The organism is Bdellovibrio sp. HCB2-146, from assembly GCF_047345725.1.
In the GTDB taxonomy this organism is placed as follows: domain Bacteria; phylum Bdellovibrionota; class Bdellovibrionia; order Bdellovibrionales; family Bdellovibrionaceae; genus Bdellovibrio.
Window position 1 is genome coordinate 315,356 of sequence record NZ_JBLEQP010000002.1, and the last position, 16,889, is coordinate 332,244.

General features: G+C 44.5%; 15 protein-coding genes and 1 tRNA gene. 7 read left to right on the forward strand and 9 right to left on the reverse strand.

Going from position 1 to position 16,889, the window contains the following annotated elements:
- Nucleotides 1-26: 26 nt before the first annotated feature.
- The 3 genes from ACLWOR_RS12415 (at nucleotide 27) to ACLWOR_RS12425 (ending at nucleotide 3,244) form a co-directional block, all read left to right on the forward strand.
- Nucleotides 27-1,082: a mechanosensitive ion channel family protein gene (locus ACLWOR_RS12415; protein ID WP_413941061.1), complete on the forward strand. Its 1,056-nt coding sequence runs from the start codon at nucleotides 27-29 to the stop codon at nucleotides 1,080-1,082.
- On the forward strand, nucleotides 1,083-1,901 hold the full coding sequence (gene ttcA / locus ACLWOR_RS12420) for a tRNA 2-thiocytidine(32) synthetase TtcA (RefSeq protein WP_413941062.1): 819 nt from the start codon (nucleotides 1,083-1,085) through the stop codon (nucleotides 1,899-1,901).
- Between the two features lie 152 nt (nucleotides 1,902-2,053).
- A complete protein-coding gene (locus tag ACLWOR_RS12425) occupies nucleotides 2,054-3,244 on the forward strand; it encodes a hypothetical protein (protein WP_413941063.1) in 1,191 nt (396 codons plus the stop codon).
- A gap of 1 nt (nucleotide 3,245) precedes the next feature.
- Here ACLWOR_RS12425 and ACLWOR_RS12430 read toward each other — a convergent pair whose 3' ends face one another.
- Nucleotides 3,246-3,860 carry a glutathione S-transferase family protein gene (locus ACLWOR_RS12430; protein WP_413941064.1) on the reverse strand — a complete coding sequence of 205 codons (615 nt, stop codon included), beginning with the start codon at nucleotides 3,858-3,860 and terminating at the stop codon, nucleotides 3,246-3,248.
- A gap of 248 nt (nucleotides 3,861-4,108) precedes the next feature.
- On the opposite strand from ACLWOR_RS12430, the gene ACLWOR_RS12435 reads away from it, so the two are divergent.
- A complete protein-coding gene (locus ACLWOR_RS12435; protein WP_413941065.1) occupies nucleotides 4,109-4,573 on the forward strand; it encodes a hypothetical protein in 465 nt (154 codons plus the stop codon).
- Entirely contained in the window at nucleotides 4,543-5,520 is a 978-nt protein-coding gene (locus ACLWOR_RS12440) for a hypothetical protein (RefSeq protein WP_413941066.1), read from the forward strand. Before ACLWOR_RS12435 ends, ACLWOR_RS12440 begins: the two co-directional genes overlap by 31 nt.
- A gap of 53 nt (nucleotides 5,521-5,573) precedes the next feature.
- On the opposite strand, the gene ACLWOR_RS12445 is transcribed toward ACLWOR_RS12440, so the two are convergent.
- Nucleotides 5,574-5,649: transfer RNA gene (locus ACLWOR_RS12445), tRNA-Val, on the reverse strand.
- A 14-nt stretch (nucleotides 5,650-5,663) separates the two neighbouring features.
- On the opposite strand from ACLWOR_RS12445, the gene ACLWOR_RS12450 reads away from it, so the two are divergent.
- Complete coding sequence (locus tag ACLWOR_RS12450) at nucleotides 5,664-5,897, forward strand: hypothetical protein (RefSeq protein ID WP_413942182.1); 234 nt, start codon at nucleotides 5,664-5,666, stop codon at nucleotides 5,895-5,897.
- Nucleotides 5,786-6,247, forward strand: coding sequence for a DUF421 domain-containing protein (locus tag ACLWOR_RS12455; protein WP_413941067.1), 462 nt, complete (start codon nucleotides 5,786-5,788; stop codon nucleotides 6,245-6,247). The genes ACLWOR_RS12450 and ACLWOR_RS12455 overlap by 112 nt, the downstream gene beginning before the upstream one ends.
- A 27-nt stretch (nucleotides 6,248-6,274) precedes the next feature.
- On the opposite strand, the gene ACLWOR_RS12460 is transcribed toward ACLWOR_RS12455, so the two are convergent.
- The 7 genes from ACLWOR_RS12460 to ACLWOR_RS12490 form a co-directional block, all read right to left on the reverse strand.
- A complete protein-coding gene (locus ACLWOR_RS12460; protein ID WP_413941068.1) occupies nucleotides 6,275-7,204 on the reverse strand; it encodes a hypothetical protein in 930 nt (309 codons plus the stop codon).
- A gap of 11 nt (nucleotides 7,205-7,215) precedes the next feature.
- Nucleotides 7,216-8,385, reverse strand: a complete 1,170-nt coding sequence (locus ACLWOR_RS12465) for a hypothetical protein (protein WP_413941069.1) — start codon at nucleotides 8,383-8,385, stop codon at nucleotides 7,216-7,218.
- 3 nt (nucleotides 8,386-8,388) lie between these two features.
- Complete coding sequence (gene dnaE, locus ACLWOR_RS12470; protein ID WP_413941070.1) at nucleotides 8,389-11,928, reverse strand: DNA polymerase III subunit alpha; 3,540 nt, start codon at nucleotides 11,926-11,928, stop codon at nucleotides 8,389-8,391.
- An 80-nt stretch (nucleotides 11,929-12,008) separates the two neighbouring features.
- Nucleotides 12,009-12,953, reverse strand: coding sequence for a hypothetical protein (locus ACLWOR_RS12475; RefSeq protein ID WP_413941071.1), 945 nt, complete (start codon nucleotides 12,951-12,953; stop codon nucleotides 12,009-12,011).
- A gap of 78 nt (nucleotides 12,954-13,031) precedes the next feature.
- Nucleotides 13,032-14,558 (reverse strand): glutamine-hydrolyzing GMP synthase, encoded by a 1,527-nt coding sequence (gene guaA / locus ACLWOR_RS12480; protein ID WP_413941072.1) that lies wholly within the window; start codon nucleotides 14,556-14,558, stop codon nucleotides 13,032-13,034.
- A 21-nt stretch (nucleotides 14,559-14,579) separates the two neighbouring features.
- Nucleotides 14,580-16,043: an IMP dehydrogenase gene (gene guaB / locus ACLWOR_RS12485; RefSeq protein WP_413941073.1), complete on the reverse strand. Its 1,464-nt coding sequence runs from the start codon at nucleotides 16,041-16,043 to the stop codon at nucleotides 14,580-14,582.
- A 133-nt stretch (nucleotides 16,044-16,176) separates the two neighbouring features.
- Complete coding sequence (locus ACLWOR_RS12490) at nucleotides 16,177-16,686, reverse strand: gamma carbonic anhydrase family protein (RefSeq protein WP_413941074.1); 510 nt, start codon at nucleotides 16,684-16,686, stop codon at nucleotides 16,177-16,179.
- Nucleotides 16,687-16,889 lie beyond the last annotated feature (203 nt).

A 16,889-nucleotide genomic window follows, 5' to 3' on the forward strand; every position in this document is an offset into this window, starting at 1 on the left:
TAAAGCTCAGCGAGGAATCCACAGCTATGGCAGAAAAGTTCATCAAAACGCAGGCTCTTTACGACTTCTTAGGTCTAGAACCCTTCATATTACTGGGCTGTTTGATCGCGGTGGCCTGGATTTTCTATAAGTTTTTCTTAGGCGAAGCGACGGAAGAAAGACATCGTAGTATTCGCAATCACTTCCGAACTTTGATGCGTCACTTTATGGCGTTGAGTTTCTTGTTTGTGTTTTTTATTTTCCTCAATAGCTCAGGATCTCAAATCACGGAAGCTCATCGCATCACTCCGTATATTGCATTGATCACCTACATTTGGGGGAACGTTGTTTTTGTTAAAACATCGCGCCTGATTGTTTTGCAGTATTTATTTTTAGGATCGATGAAGCATGGGGTTCCGTTGCTTCTGGTAAATATTTTCTCTTTGATTCTTTCCATCGTTCTGACTTTCTGGGGTATCAGCCATATCTTCGGACTTGAAATCGGTCCTTTGATGGCGACTTCCGCGGCGGCCTCTGTCATTCTGGGTTTGGCTTTGCAAGACACTTTGGGAAATCTTTTTGCTGGTATTTCATTGCAGGTTGACCGCAACTTTGAAATTGGCGACTGGCTAGAAATCGTGAGTGGTATCCAAAAAACAGTGGGTCAAGTGCGCGAGATCACGTGGCGTTCAACGACACTCGTGGGTTTTTCAGATGAGCTGATCACATTGCCAAATCGCTTTATGGCGAACGCGCAAATTTCAAACTTCTCCCCGCCTGAAAATCCAATTGTGCGTCGTCTGATTTTCCGCATTGCTTATGGAGAAAACGTCGAGCTTGCCAAACAAGTTTTGGAACGTGTGGCTGCGGGAATCGGCGAAATTCGCGGCATCCCCGCTCCTTGGGCTTATGTGAGCGACACCACTGAAAATTGGGTAGAATTGAAAATTATTTATTTTATCGACAGCTACGGGTCCCAGTTCGCTATTGGGGATAAAATCTTTACTCGTGGGATCGATGCTCTGAAATCTCATAACATCAAATTAGCTCGACAAGTCATAGATATTTCCGGTACAAGAGGGGCCTCAACACAGGAAACTTAAATGGTCGTCGATTTCGAAAATCCGCTGGCAATCAAAATCCGTAAACAGATCGTCCAAGCTCTGAATGACTTCAACATGATTGAAGATGGCGATCGTTTGATGGTCTGTGTTTCTGGCGGCAAAGACTCAAGTGTCTTACTCGCCCTTTTAACTGAAATCCAAAGACGCTCTGAGCGTCGTTTTGAAGTCGAAGCGGCGATCCTCGATCAAAAGCAACCGGGATTTGATGCGGCAGCTTTTAAAGTTTGGGTCGCTTCACTTGGCGTAAAGTTGCATGTGATTGAGCGCGACACATATTCCATCGTGAAAGAAAAAGTTCAAGGTGGAACTTACTGTTCGCTTTGCTCTCGCCTTCGTCGCGCGATTTTGTACGATTATGCGCATGAACGTGGTTTTACAAAGCTTGCTCTTGGTCATCACCGGGATGACATTGTTCATACAGCGATGCTGAACATGTTCTATGTCGGTACAACAGCAGCAATGCCACCGAAATTAAAATCAGATGATGAGAAAAACATTTTGGTTCGCCCCTTATGTTATGTTTCAGAGCGCGAGATCGAAGAACTTGCAGCAACTTGGGCTTTCCCCGTGATTCCTTGCAATCTTTGCGGATCTCAAGATGGCTTAAAACGCCAACGTATTAAAAAACTCATGCGTGATTTGGAAAAAGAAATTCCAAATGTCTATGCGTCCTTTCAAACCGCTCTTGGAAATATCAAGCCAAGCCAGTTGATGGATCAAGAACTTTGGGATTTTAAAGGTCTTAAAGCTTCGGTGACTCCAACATCGCCTGAGTCGCAAAACGAAGAAACAATTTAAACTTTTAAGGCCTGTCTCAAAATGAAACAGGCCTTTTTTGTATGTAAAAGAGCTGACAATCGATCGCCTTTTTTGGCATTTCCTCTTTGAAATCAGTCCATTGAGCATATGTTTGCGTATATCTGGCATCGGACTTGAAATACTCGAGAGTCATGAAGAGTGTTTTGGGTCTTATCTCATTTGCTTTTGCCATGATCTGCGTGCTGTCAGCGCCTGCGATCGCCTATGAGACCGACCAATACACCGTTCCCCCGGCGCCTTTGAAGGACCTCGGCCCTTCGATGTCCGCCCATATCTATGACTATTTGACTGAGGCGATTCATGATCATAAGACCACGATGGAAACTCTGCCCTCAGAAATCTTGATCGCTGAAACAAAAATTAAAGAATTTGAAAAACTCCACGCGCGCGATCGCATTCAAGATCCGGTTCGCAACAAAGCTCCTGAATATATTCGAAAAAACTATGCACGCCTTCAGCAAAAACATCGCGAACTTGTGAATCAATACAATTCCTTGCAAACCCAAATCGGCTTTATCGATTTCTTTCGCAAGAAGTTTTATCCAAACCTTGTCTGGCAGGAACAGCGAGACGCTGTTTTCGGATGGGATCTTTCTCTATTCGATGAAGAAGAAAACCGAGATGCTCTCTTTGATCCAGGCAAAATGGGGAACATTTATTCTTATGCGAACTTCCACCGCCTCATCAGCCCGACTTATTTTGTCTTTTCATCGACGATGAATGCTTATGGGCACTATTTCGGAACTGATAAGATCGGACACTTCTTTGCGCAAGGATTTCAATACTACGCGAAACAACAAGAAATGCTCTATAAGGGCCGGTCAATCGAAGTGGGACACATCCTCGCCATTGACGTCGGAACGACCGGAGAATCAGGATATTTTGGTAAGGTCGCAGATGGCGTTTACAGCAATGCGGATCTCGCCACCAACTATTCTGGATTCAAATTTTATCAAAATATTTTTCATGAAGTTAACATCGGAAACAGAACTCTTCCGCCAATGGTGCTTGTTCGTGCCGACAGAACACTTATGATCAACCCAGAACTTCGCCGCGAAGAAATTCTTGCACCCTTTATTTCAGATCATTTTAACGAAGCCTTTAACCCTTCAGACCTCGAAGCGCCTCAGCGCTGGGTTATCACCAAAGCTATTCGCAATCGCTGCGAGAGTTTCTTGCGCTTTTATGGAAATCCCACGCAAGCGGAACTCAAACAAAAACGACTCGAACTCTCGAAATTTTACGGCGAAGAGTATGGATACAAAGCTGAAGGAACACTTCACCTTGATCAAATCTGCTTCACCGCCGAGAAATCTCAATAGACTAAGCTAAAGCCTTTTGCACAGGTGGACGAGACCCCACTGCATCCATCCAGCGACGGACCGACGGCAAGTTCGTAAACCACTCTTCTCTCGTGGCTCTAAAACCCTGCATCCACGGATACGTGGCCATATCAGCAATTGTGTACTCATGGCCAGCTAGATAAGTGTTTTTACGAAGCTGCGTTTCCATCACTTCCAAAAGACGTTTTGATTCTTTTTCGAAGCGTTGGATAAATGCCGGATTTTTCACTTCCATAGAATTCAAGCCATAGTGAAGATTTCCAAAGTTAGGACCAATACCTGACATTTGGAACATCACCCATTGCATGGTGTGAGCTTTCGAATCAAGGTGCGAGCCGATAAATTTTCCGTATTTTTCGGCAAGATAATAAAGAATGGCACCGCTCTCAAAAACTGTCGTTTTCTTTCCAAATGGCCCTTCATTATCAACGATCGCAGGGATTTTCCCATTTGGATTGATCGCCAAAAACTCAGGTGTCTTCTGCTCCATATTACGCAGATTGATGGTGTGCTCTTTATAAGGAACTCCAAGCTCCTCGAGCATGATCTTCACTTTTTTCCCGTTCGGCGTCGCAAATGTGTAGAAATCTATCATTTTACTCTCCTATCCCTTAATGGGGCCTCAATTATCTTTCAAAAACAAGTGATGACGAGGAGAGCAAGAGTGACGCTGTCAAAATTATTGTCAGGAAATCTCTTCCATCGTTTATGCGGCCTCTTGTGACACTTGCAGGAATACCTTAGATTCGGCACAGCGAGATTTACATGAACGTTCTAATAAATACCCTTTTGGCTTCCCTTATTCTTTTTAGTTCTCAGGCCTTTGCCCTTCATGTTTGTACTATGACGTTCAATTCGGATGACGAGAAAAAAGCTCTGCAGAGTGTTTACTCTGGCGATCCCTCTGTCACCTTCACAGAACTTGTTCCTTCGAGCAAAGATCCCGCTTGGTTACAAAAAGCATGTCAGTCGCAAATCAAATGCGACATCTTGTTAGTCTCTGGTCACTTTGGTGGTTTGTTCTTTGGCGAAAAAACGATTCCTACACTTTCAATGGACGAAATGCTTTCACAGAGTTGTTCAAATGAATGTAACGGCGTCTTTGGCGCAAAATCCGTCTACCTGATGGGTTGCAACACTCTGGCCTCCAAGAAGGCAGATCATCGCAATATCGACGAATACTTAAGAGTCTTGGTTGGCGATGGCTTCCCCTTAGAAAATGCGGAGATGGTGGCAGCAGCTCGTTACGCGGATTTTGGAGCTCTATTGAAAACAAAATGCGGGCGATTTTTCCACAGGCGAAATTGATTTTTGGATTTGATAGCACAGGACCAAAAGGTGTCACAGCTGGACCACTCCTTAAGAAAGCCTTCTTAAATTCAACTCCGAAAGAACGTTCTGAGTTCGGGGCTTCATCACAAGCACTTGCTTCTGCGTTTAAAGGTCGCAATGCTCGTATCACTCAGGGCGATTCTGAAGCTCAAGATTTTCGTCGCCTACGCTGCGCCTTGAACGAAAAGGTTCCTTCATCCGAAGTCCTCGCGAAGGCATTTTCACCTCAAGAAATCCGTAAGAACTACGATGCCGCCCTCGAGATGCCAAACGCTTCAGCGCTTGGAAGATTTCTTTCAGAGAATCCAAAATCTCTTGGGGAATTTTATCGCGTCAGTCGTGCGATTCTGTCTCAGTCCTCTCATATGCTGGGACTACAAAAACGTATTTACGATCTGCTCTTAAAAACAAATATTATTCCGCCGGATATCCATAGGAAATCATCACAAGACAGTTTTGAAAACTTCCTTGCCGGTGGACTTGATTATATTCGTACCGAACAATTGTGTTTTATGGCGGAAACAACTCCGCAAGTAAATCTTGATCCGCAATGGGGATTGGGTCCGGCGAACCTGAATACTTTTAATGGCGTCTTGGCATCTTGTTTTGAACGCAAAAGTTTCAAACAAAATCTTTCCCGACCTATCTCTACGATCACCTCGTGCTTACTTGCTTCAAAATACACCGGTGACGACTGGGGCTGCTTAACTGCGCTCAATGAACAACTCACAATCGAGGCCTGCCTCGTTGCCGCACAAAGAAACGCAGACGTTGAAAACAGCGATGATATGCGTTGGTACTGCTGGGATCGACTGCGCGAACAAGGTCGCATCAATCAAGCTCAGTGCTTGGTTCTTTCAAAAAGCATGAACATTCTAGGAAATAGAATTAAATCGAACTGGAATTGCTTAAACGATCTCTAACAGATTTTGATGCAGTGTAGACTCAAAAAAGAAGCAGGAACCTTTGGGAGATTTGGTGCGAATAACTGGACTTGAACCAGTGACCTCTTCCATGTCAAGGAAGCGCGCTACCAACTACGCTATATCCGCACATTCGAAAATGAATGAGTAATATTGATAAACCAGAAGGCGAAGTTCTGCAAGACACCAAAGACTTACTGCATCATGTTAAGATTCAATACATTCAATCTTCATTCCCGCAACGACCCGTTGCTAGTCTGAGTCCATGTGGGAACTTCAAAATCCTTGGTGGGACTACATTCTTAGAGCTGTCGTCATTTACGCCGCCGTCTTTTTATTGCTGCGAATCTTTGGAAAAAAGCAGCTTGGCGAAATGAGCCCCTTTGATTTCGTTTTGCTTTTAATTATCAGTGAGTGCATTAGTGCTGCCATCACTGGCGGAGACAATTCCGTAGCGGCCGCTTTGATTTCGGTCACAACATTTATCCTTATGAATTACACCCTTGATTTTCTGGCATTTAAATCACGAAAGTTCGAAGAAGTTTTTGATGGCAAGGCGCGGGTGTTGATTGAAAAAGGGAAACTTAATGATCATGTTCGCAGGAGCGAGAAGCTTTCCGAAGCCGAGATCCTGTCGGCGCTGCGCGAACAAGGAGTCAAGAACCTGGATCGCGTCGATCTTGCGGTCCTAGAACCAAATGGAAAAATAAGCGTTATTGAAAAATAAAGCGGACCGATAGATCCGCATTAGAATTTAGTAGAGTTCAACGCGGTCGTTTTCTTTAAAACCCGAACCGGAGTGAATAACAGCAATCGCGCCGTCATTCCCAAAGTAACTGATCACTTCCAAAGTGCCTTTTAAACGTCCTGGAACACGACCGATATGCCCACCGCTTTCTGGATCATACACATCGTCACCTTCTTCAAGAACCTTCAAAAGATCACCCACAAGAAGGCCGGAGATTTTACCAACGTTGAGATACAAACGATCGCCATTGATTGCTGCGATACGCCCCTCCCAAGTCACGCGATCCAACGCCGCAATCACTTGTGGAGAGAAATCCAAAAACGCATCCTTCACGATGATTTCAATCATCTCAGGATTATTCGCAAGAAAACGATCTGTTTCCACACGCTCAGCAACGCGAGTGCCCTGCTCTTCAACGGTCACAGTTTTAACTGTATTAAAAATTTCATTGCCCGTACGAGCTTGAACAATACGAACTTGGGCGACAACTTCAAATTGAGTTGCCAGATGACGAATCACCCCTACATTGTCGGCTTTTCTTTTAATACGGATATCGTTGATCTTACCTTCTAGAACCGCATTCACACCTAATGCCTGAGCCGCCTTTGCGACTTCGGTCATTTTGTACTGACTGCCTTCCATCATCTTAGCAAGATCGACATTCAACTCACGACTATCTAAGGCAATCAACTCACCAGTGCGATTTAGATCTGTAATAAAGGCTTTACGAGCCTTTTCTCGCAGTTCTGGTGGGCGCTTATCTGAAACATCCAGAAAAGGTAAAATCATCACACGCTTGCGTGGAGAGTTGTCTTCTTTTGAAGATTTGAAATTTTCGTCTTTAATTTCTCTTCGAACTGTAGGGCTTGAACGATCCAACGTCTGACACCCTAAAAATAAAAACAAAGCACAGCCTATTAAAAGTCCTTTTTTCATAAGCCCTTCCTTTATTGATTCCACTTCATGACGATTTCATCGCTGTCCGCTGAAACGCGGCCCAACTTCTTGTTAGCCACTTGCAAAGACTCCAGACGGCCCGCCAATTCCTCTGAAGAAACAGTCGTATCCACCTCAAAACTGATTGAATCCGAAGTCACCAGACGCTCACGGATGTTCTTAACTTGCGTGATTTGAGTGCGAACGCTTTCTTTCAAAGACTCCACATCCGTCAATGTATTGCGACCCTTGATCGTGATACGAAGAATATTAGAACCAACAGAACCTCTTTGCCATGCATCGAGAACTTGCACCGACAAGTCATTAGCAGCTGCATCGGAAATCTCTTTAATTTTCTTATCCACAACGTTTTCAAAAACGCCGTTTGAAGTTTCAAAACGACGAGACACATCGGCAATCGCACGACCATTGCTCACTTGGACAGCTGTCATTTTCACTTCAATGCGATAGCCATTGCCTTTATCGGCTTTAGATAAAACCACTTGGCCATCGATAATCACCGGAGCATTAAACATTTTTGCAAAGAACTGAGAATCTTCCGAACTGATTTTCTCGTTTTGGAAATCCACAGGAACTTGGGAACCCAGTCCGCTTTCAATGGGTTTAATTAAGAAGAAGTTATTTTTTTGGAAAGCCTCACGCAAAGACTCTTCAAAAATTTTTCCTTCCGCCATTAAGAAACCTTGTGGCTCTTTATTCAAGGACTGCCACCAACGATAGCTGCGGCCTTGAACGCGATCTTGCCAACTCACCATTGGAAGAACGATAGGCAAAGTATCGTTGTCCGCCAAAAGAGAATTGTTTTGGAGAAGCTGTTTAAGATCCTTCAAAGAAACTTTCAACGAAACCGACATTTTACTTTCTTCACCTTCCTGAGTAACCGCAGATGGTTTTACGAAAGGAATATAACGTCCGGAATTTTTGATAATTTTATTATTGATAAGAGTTTTATTTTTCGCAAAACGCTCTTCGCCGATTAATTCCTTAATCACGTCTTCAGAGATTTTTTGAAACGCTTGCTCTTGAATTTCTCTTTTTACAGCTTGTGGATTGGTTTCTTTCGAACTGCCTGAATAAACGCGTTCTAAAAGATCCGACTGCTGAGCCAACGCCGTCCCAAATAAAAACAATACCGAACAAAGCACTCCAATTGCTTTCACTTCTTAACTCCTTAATTCAATGAAGTCGGTTCTTCCAAATAACATATGAACCCCTTCAAAGAACTCATTATTCACATTCACACCAGACGTGTTGCCTATCTCCATTGTGACACGTCTTTCGACCTCAGGAACATCAATTTCTATACTGACTGTCGTAGGGCCTGGATATTCTTTCATCAATGATTGAAGGCGCACGTAATCCGCCGGCTCAATCTTATGTAACTTGAAGACCATTTTCTTGGTTTTCTTTAAAATATCCTCAAGAGGAGCGATATTATCGACCATAATTTTCGCAGCCCCCTCTTCAACCTCCAAAGAACCACCTACAAGAACCGGTCTCTCGTCGCGAAGTTGCATCTCAAATTTTGCAAAAGAGTCTGGGAAAATCACCAATTCACAAGATCCCGTGAGGTCTTCGATTTTACCGAAGGCCATACGAGTTCCTTTTTTTGTGATCAACTCACGAAGCTCGGAAATAAGTCCTGCCACCACAACGCGCTTTTTACCCGCATCGCGATTTTTCCAATCCTTTTTCGCATTCTTGAGAGCTTCATATTCTGCCGTACCCGGCGCTGGCATTTGTTTTGGCAAATCAATCACCTTACAAGTCGTCCAAAGCTCCGACAGAGTATCGAACCCCTTCAAAGGGTGATCGCTCAGATAGAAACCTAAAACTTCTTTTTCGTAAGATAATGAGGCTGTTCTGCTCCAAGGTTTACATTCTTCCAAAACAACGATGCTTTCCGAAGAAGGTCCCAAATCAAACAAAGAGGACTGACCCATCTCACGGTCTTTCTGTAACCCCTGAGCCCGGTCTAAGAATTTTTGATAGCCGTTGATCAATTGAGCACGATGCGCGCCAAAACCATCAAAAGCACCGGCCTTGATTAAACACTCGATCACTTTTTTATTCACACGACGAGTATCGATGCTGTTAAAGAATTCATCCAAACTGTTGAATTTTTTCTCTGGCAGAGATTCACGAGCTTCAATGATCGCTTCCACGGCATTTTGACCAACACCCTTAATGGCGCCAAGACCAAAGTAAATTTCATCACCGTGAACATCGAAAAGGTAATCCGAGAAATTCACGTGCGGAGATTTTACGGTCAGACCACGTTTCGCCGCATCTTTCGAGTACTTTACGATTTTATCCGTATCTGAAAGCTCGGTACTAAGAAGGGCTGCAAAGAACTCAGCAGCATAGTGACACTTCAACCACGCCGTTTGCAGAGTCACGACAGAATAAGCAGCCGCATGCGATTTATTGAAACCGTAATCGGCGAACTTATACATCAAATCGAAAAGTTCTTCTGATTTTTTCTCATCATAACCGCGCTCTTTCGCCCCTTTCATGAAGCGAATGCGCTGCTGATCCATTTCCTCTTTGATCTTTTTACCCATCGCACGACGAAGCATATCGGCTTCACCGAGTGAGTATCCGGCGATACGAGAGGCGATACCCATAACCTGCTCTTGGTAGACCATGATACCGTAGGTCTCTGATAAAACCTCACGCGTGTCTTCCAAAAGATATTCAACTGGCGCCTTCCCGTGTTTACGGTCAGTAAAGTCAGGAATATTCGCCATTGGACCTGGACGATACAACGATGTAATCGCCGTGATATCCGCAAAAGAGGATGGACGGATCTTACGAGTGGCATCGGTGATACCCTCACCCTCGAACTGGAACACCCCAGCGGTATCTCCGCGTGACATCATCTCGAAAGTCGCGACGTCATTCATCGGAATTTCTTTGGTCGTCACTTTCTTATTGCGATTTTTCTTAATCAAACGAAGCGCATGATTGATATGAGTCAGAGTTTTAAGACCCAAGAAGTCGAATTTAATCAATCCGATTTTCTCGGCATGCTTCATATCGTACTGAACAACCTGCTCTCCATCTGCACCCTTATACAAAGGTGCATGGCGAACCAGTTGTCCATCGGCGATGATAACACCCGCAGCATGGATACCAGCATGACGAACCATACCTTCCACGCGCTGAGCAAGATCCATCAGTGTTGCCACTGTTGGATTCATCTCCATCATCTCACCCATACGAGGCTCCATCTCAAGAGCATCTTTCAGAGTGATACCAAGTTTTTCAGGAATAAGTTTTGTAACTGCATCCACTTCAGGGAATGTCATACCCAAAACGCGGCCGACGTCTTTGATTGCCGCACGGGCTTGCAATTTACCGTAAGTGATAATTTGCGAAACGGATTGTTGTCCGTACTTTTCAGTTACGTATTGAATCACTTCCTGACGTCGATCTTGACAGAAGTCGATATCGAAGTCGGGCATCGAAATACGTTCTGGATTCAAGAAACGCTCAAAGAGAAGAAAATTTGGAAGTGGATCCAGATCGGTAATTCTTAAACAGTAAGCGACTAATGAACCCGCACCGGATCCACGACCCGGCCCGACCGGAATATCATTATTCTTCGCCCAGTTGATGAAGTCTTGGACGATCAAGAAGTAACCGTTGAAACCCATGCGATCGATAATACCAAGCTCAAACTCCAAGCGTTTGTCATAGTCTGGTTTTTTATCTTCGGGAACAGGCTCACCGCGCAGAATAGCTTCTTCATAGCGCTCCAACAATCCAGCTTTGGACTTGCGAGCGATATCTTCCTTAAGCGAAACACCTTCATCAGTTGGGAAAGTTGGAAGATGGTAAATAGGTTTCCCTTGATCATCTTTCAACTTAAATTTCACATCACAGCGATCTGCAATTTGCAAAGTATTCGAAATCGCTTCCGGAATATCCGCAAAGAGCTCAATCATCTGTTCAGGTTTTTTTAGATAGAACTCATCCGTCCCCAAACGGAAACGAGATTCATCACCCAAGGTTTTATTCGACCCAATACAGATCAAAACTTCTTGAGCCATCTGATCGTCTTGTGACATGTAGTGAACGTCGTTACTCGCAACAACAGGAACACCAACAATCTTTGAAGCTTCTAACAAGAACGGATTGATTTGATCCCACTCCGGCACACCGGTGCGGCACATCTCAAGATACAAGCGATCATCAAAAATTTCTTTGAGTTGACGAATTTTTGCAAGTGCCGCATCTGGACCTTCACGCAAGAAAGCTTCCGCCACCTCACCACGAAGTCCGCCAGTTAAGCAGATCAAATTTTGATTGTATTCTTTGATCACTTCATAATCGATACGAGGCTTCCAATAGAAACCTTCCTGATAACCGATTGAAGACAGCTTACAGAGATTGCGATAGCCATCATTGTTTTGCGCAAGGAACACCAATCGACGAGGACCTTGAGCCACTTGATCACGATCTTGTTTTTTATCATGACGAGATCCGGGAGCAATGTAAGCATCCAAACCGAGAAGTGGTTTGACGTTGTTATCTTTGGCAGCGAAATAAAATTCCACCGCACCAAACATATTGCCGTTATCAGTTAAGGCCACCGCTGGCATACCGTAAGCGGCCGCTTTTTTAGCGATACCTTTTACACGGCAAGCAGCCTCTAAAAGAGAGTATTCAGAATGAACATGAAGATGAGCAAAAGACATGATAAATTCATATCTTAGATCGAGAAAAGTCGCTAGACACCTTTCGTCCAGCAACCCATATTAAACAACGCATCAACACCCTATAAAACGCGAATATGAACGCCTTCCGGGATTTCCGCAGCTTCAAGGCTTAAACGGTCTTTTCGAACCGGAATTTTGATGGTTTTATCCCCATTTCCTGCATTGACAACCAAGACCAAACGCACTCCTTCGATCTTCATAGGGTCCGTCTGTTTATCAATATTCCACAGCGTCGCCACCGAACGACTGATTTCAATTTTACCACTATCCAAGACAGCAGGGTCTTTTTCAAGTTTCGCATCCAAAACACTGATTCCCCACCCCGGGGCTACCAGTATATCCATCTGCAATTTTTGAAAAATCGCTGAATCTCGACTGGCATATTTTATTAGCGCCGCCGCATTTGTTCCAGCAACGGGATCAACGAAATCCAAATCGCGAGTGCTATCACCACTGATGACCCCAATAAAGCGCGGCTCCAGTGGTGAGTTTGGAACACTGAGAACGTAAGGAATTTCCATAGCATCGTCATATGAAAAATCATTGTACGATAAAATTAATTTCCCTGTTTTGATGTTGAACGCACGATAGCCATCAATCTGCGCACAACATCCACCCAGACTCGAAATAACCAGACCCCAACTGTGATCAACAAAAAGGCGCGTTGCTTGTTCCGAGCGATTCCAGAGCGAATTCTCCAGGCGAGCTCCCGATCGAACCGTCCATTGAGCCGTTCCGGTGATTCCTTCTGCATCTAACGGAGATTGACGATTCACACGAGATTCAACCAGATACAAAGAATCCATTTCGCTTTCAAAATCGCGATAGAGTTCATAATTTTGCAAGGTCGTAGAAACCCAGCGCATATCGTCTTCGGAACGAGTGAGTTTAAGCTCGGATAAGCCAGATGTTTGATAAATGATCTCTGCAGCGACAGCAGCGAACGCCACAGCCCCTGTTAGAATTAACAACAGAACAATAATTAATTTATTTGATTTTTTCATGGAGCGAGGATGTAGCACCACAAGACCAAGCCGCCTAGTTACATCCCAGAATTTTATTTTTCTATTCAGTAATCCAAACTATTCCCACTCAATAGTACCAGGAGGCTTCGAGGTGATATCATAGACCACGCGATTCACTCCCTTTACTTTATTGGTGATAAGATTTGAAACCTCACGCAGAAATTCAAACTCAAATGGATACCAATCCGCCGTCATACCGTCACTCGAAGTCACAGCTCGTAATGATAAGACATGGTCGTAAGTGCGAGAGTCACCTTGGACACCCACTGTTTTAACAGGTAGTAAAACACAGAAAGCTTGCCAGATTTTCTCATAGAGACCACGGCGGCGGAGTTCTGAAATAAAGACATCATCGCAGTCTTTGAGAATTTTTAATTTTTCTTCCGTCACTTCACCCAAAACACGGATCGCCAAACCAGGCCCCGGGAACGGGTGACGCCACAACATTTCACGCGGCAGACCCAATTGCGCGCCTAATGCACGAACTTCATCTTTAAAAAGCTCCCGAACAGGCTCTACCAATCCCAATTTCATTTTTTCCGGCAGACCACCCACATTGTGATGAGACTTAATAGTCACACTGCCGCCAACTGATGAAACACTTTCAATCACATCAGGATATAACGTTCCCTGAGCCAACCATTTGATTGGTAATTTATGATCGTAACTTTTCTCAAAAACCTCTATAAAGACACGCCCGATGGTTTTGCGTTTTTCTTCCGGATCTGATTTCCCCTTAAGAGCCGACAAGAACTCCTTGGAGGCATCAACACCTTGAACATTCAGACCGATAGTTTTGTAACTCGCCAGAACTGATTCATATTCATTCTTGCGCAAAAGTCCGTTATCAACAAAAACACAGTGTACGCGTTCAGCACCTAAAGCTTTCGTAAGGAGTGTAGCCACAACTGTTGAATCAACGCCGCCACTTAATCCCACCAAAACGTGATCAGTTGCACCAACTTGCTTGCGGATTTCTTCAAAGAGGTGATCGCGAATATGTGGAGCATCCCAATCCGCTTTCGCATGACAGAGATCTTTGGCGAAATAATTCAAGAGATCATTTCCGTGATCCGTATGAGCGACCTCCGGATGGAATTGAACAGCCAAAACACCGTCACCACGCATCGCTGCGGGATGACTCCCATCAGACATCGCAATAATCTCAAAACCCTTTGGTGGCGCTTCTACGACGTCACCGTGACTCATCCAAACTTTCTGCTTTTGCGGAACTCCCGATATGACCGAAGTCCATGTTACATAATTAAGCCCGTACTCACGATGATCTGCTTTTGCAACTCGACCACCCAGTTGATGCGTCAGCAATTGCATTCCGTAACAAACGCCCATCAGAGGACTTATGTTACGAAGCTCCGAAACATCTCTTTGTGGAGAATTCGCTTCATAAACTGAATTTGGTCCGCCACTCAGAATAATTCCATAGGGATTTTTCTTTTTAATCTCTTCAGTCGAATATTTGTAAGAGTGAATTTCAGAGTAATATCCTAGTTCGCGCAATCGGCGCGCAATCAGTTGTGTAAATTGCGAACCAAAATCCAAAATAATAAACGGACGATAATTCATTCTAAACCCAACTCTCTAATTTCAATTCTCAATGCGATAATTCGGAGCTTCTTTGGTGATACTCACATCATGCACGTGAGACTCACGCAAACCTTGCGAGCTGATTTGCACGAATTTCGCCTTTGATTGCAATTCTTCGATATTGCGAGCACCCAAGTAACCCATACCCGATTTCAATCCGCCCACCAGTTGATGAATCACAGCGGAAGCGGAACCTTTGTAAGGAACTTTTCCCTCGATGCCTTCGGGAACAAGTTTTTCTGCGTCTTCGATATCCATTTGACCATAGCGATCTTTGGAGCCGCGAGACATCGCGCCGATGGAACCCATGCCGCGATAAACTTTGTATGTACGACCTTGGAACAAAATAGTTTCACCTGGAGACTCTTCCGCTCCTGCGAGAAGATTTCCAATCATCACAGAGTTTGCACCCAGCGCGAGAGCTTTTGTGATATCGCCAGAGAACTTAATACCACCGTCGGCGATAATTGTTTTACCACGAGCATTCGCTGTTTTTGCACATTCTAAGATCGCAGAAATTTGTGGCATACCGACACCCGCCACTACACGAGTTGTACAAATACTTCCGGGACCGACACCGACTTTTACAACATCAGCTCCTGCATCAATCAATGCATTGGTACCCTCTGAAGTCACAACGTTACCAGCAACAACGATCACGTCGGAGTGTCGTTGCGAAATATACTTCACCATTTCAAGAACATTTTTTGAATGACCATGAGCTGTATCCACACACAGCACATCGACCCCAGCAAGAACCAAAGCATCGGCGCGCTGTTTTGAGTCTGCACCCACACCAATGGCGGCGCCGACCATCAAACGACCATGTTCGTCTTTGGTGGCCTGCGGATAACTTTTGGCTTTTTCAATGTCTTTGATCGTGATCAGACCTTTTAATTTTCCGCGATCATCAACCACCGGTAATTTTTCAATGCGGTGTTTTTGTAGAATCTTTTTGGCTTCCTCAAGGGTTGTTCCCATTTTCGCCGTGACGAGCTCTTCTTTCGTCATGATATTGCGAATAGGTTGATCGAAATTTTCCTCAAAGCGCAAATCGCGGTTTGTGAGAATTCCCACCAGTGTTCCGTCAACTGTGACCGGCACGCCGCTGATAGAATATTTTTCCATCAAGTTCACCGCATCTTGAACCAAGTGATCAGGACCAAGAGTGATAGGATCCATGATCATACCGCTCTCGTACTTTTTTACTTTTTCAACTTCGAGAGCTTGTCTGTCGATATCCAGATTTTTATGAATGATTCCCAAGGCACCATGCTGAGCCATCACTCGTGCGATACGGTTTTCAGTCACCGTATCCATCGCAGCAGAAATCACTGGAGTGTTTAAAAACTTTCCTCGGGCAAAATGCGCGCGAGGCACAACTTCTGTCGGCGTTATCTCCGAATATTGTGGCAGCAAAAGAATATCATCAAAGGTCAACGCGTAGGGGATTTCTCGTTCCATAAGACTCTCCTCGGGATGCATATATCATCCCGATTCAGAGAGCCGGAAGTCAAATCATAGTAGTATTTAATTGTCTTGGGCTCCTGCCCTCGACCCCTGGCGGGGCTTCGCGATAAAATGCCTTTCTGGCATTTTATTCATACCAGGTCTTGTAGAGGAGATAGTTATCTGCTGATTTCTCAAGCAGGTCGATTTCTTCAGCCGTGAGCTCGCGTTTCACTTTTCCAGGGCGACCAACGACCAAACTGCGAGGAGGAATCACAGTTCCTTCTGTCAGCAACGTCCCAGCTCCAATTAAACAATGCTCCCCGACCTTGACCCCATCCATCAAGATAGACCCCATACCGACAAGAGTGCCCTTCCCAACTTCACAACCGTGCAGCATCACCAAGTGGCCAATAGTGACTCGATCATGCAGGGTTGTACCGTATTTTTGATAAGTTCCGTGAATAACGGTGCCGTCCTGAACATTAACCTCTTTGCCAATACGGATCGGCATAACATCGCCTCGAATGGTCACATTGTACCAAATCGAAGAATGATCACCGACTTCCACATCACCAATAAGGCGACAGTTGTCTGCCAGAAAAACTTTTTCACCAATAACCGGTTGTATGCCGCGGGCTTTTACAAATTCACTCATAGTCCAAGATTATAGAGGGTGTTCGCTGAAAAATCTAAAGGAAAACCTGAAGAATGTTGTGTTAACCCTCAGTTAAACAGACAACGAAATGCGGCAAGGACAGGCTAAAAATGCTCACCCCGAAATGAAACGCGGCGTGATCTTAAAGTTAACCCATCTGTACCCGTGCCAAGACGTGGCATAGAGAGTGCAATACTGGCAAT

Excerpts from the sequence above, each read along its gene's own strand:
- ACLWOR_RS12435 (WP_413941065.1), top strand. The coding sequence starts at position 4,109 with ATGACGTTCAATTCGGATGACGAGAAAAAAGCTCTGCAGAGTGTTTAC.
- dnaE (WP_413941070.1), bottom strand. The coding sequence starts at position 11,928 with ATGTCTTTTGCTCATCTTCATGTTCATTCTGAATACTCTCTTTTAGAG.
- ACLWOR_RS12455 (WP_413941067.1), top strand. The coding sequence starts at position 5,786 with ATGTGGGAACTTCAAAATCCTTGGTGGGACTACATTCTTAGAGCTGTC.
- guaB (WP_413941073.1), bottom strand. The coding sequence starts at position 16,043 with ATGGAACGAGAAATCCCCTACGCGTTGACCTTTGATGATATTCTTTTG.
- ACLWOR_RS12475 (WP_413941071.1), bottom strand. The coding sequence starts at position 12,953 with ATGAAAAAATCAAATAAATTAATTATTGTTCTGTTGTTAATTCTAACA.
- ACLWOR_RS12460 (WP_413941068.1), bottom strand. The coding sequence starts at position 7,204 with ATGAAAAAAGGACTTTTAATAGGCTGTGCTTTGTTTTTATTTTTAGGG.
- ACLWOR_RS12425 (WP_413941063.1), top strand. The coding sequence starts at position 2,054 with ATGAAGAGTGTTTTGGGTCTTATCTCATTTGCTTTTGCCATGATCTGC.
- guaA (WP_413941072.1), bottom strand. The coding sequence starts at position 14,558 with ATGAATTATCGTCCGTTTATTATTTTGGATTTTGGTTCGCAATTTACA.
- ACLWOR_RS12430 (WP_413941064.1), bottom strand. The coding sequence starts at position 3,860 with ATGATAGATTTCTACACATTTGCGACGCCGAACGGGAAAAAAGTGAAG.
- ACLWOR_RS12450 (WP_413942182.1), top strand. The coding sequence starts at position 5,664 with ATGAGTAATATTGATAAACCAGAAGGCGAAGTTCTGCAAGACACCAAA.
- ttcA (WP_413941062.1), top strand. The coding sequence starts at position 1,083 with ATGGTCGTCGATTTCGAAAATCCGCTGGCAATCAAAATCCGTAAACAG.
- ACLWOR_RS12440 (WP_413941066.1), top strand. The coding sequence starts at position 4,543 with ATGCGGGCGATTTTTCCACAGGCGAAATTGATTTTTGGATTTGATAGC.
- ACLWOR_RS12415 (WP_413941061.1), top strand. The coding sequence starts at position 27 with ATGGCAGAAAAGTTCATCAAAACGCAGGCTCTTTACGACTTCTTAGGT.
- ACLWOR_RS12490 (WP_413941074.1), bottom strand. The coding sequence starts at position 16,686 with ATGAGTGAATTTGTAAAAGCCCGCGGCATACAACCGGTTATTGGTGAA.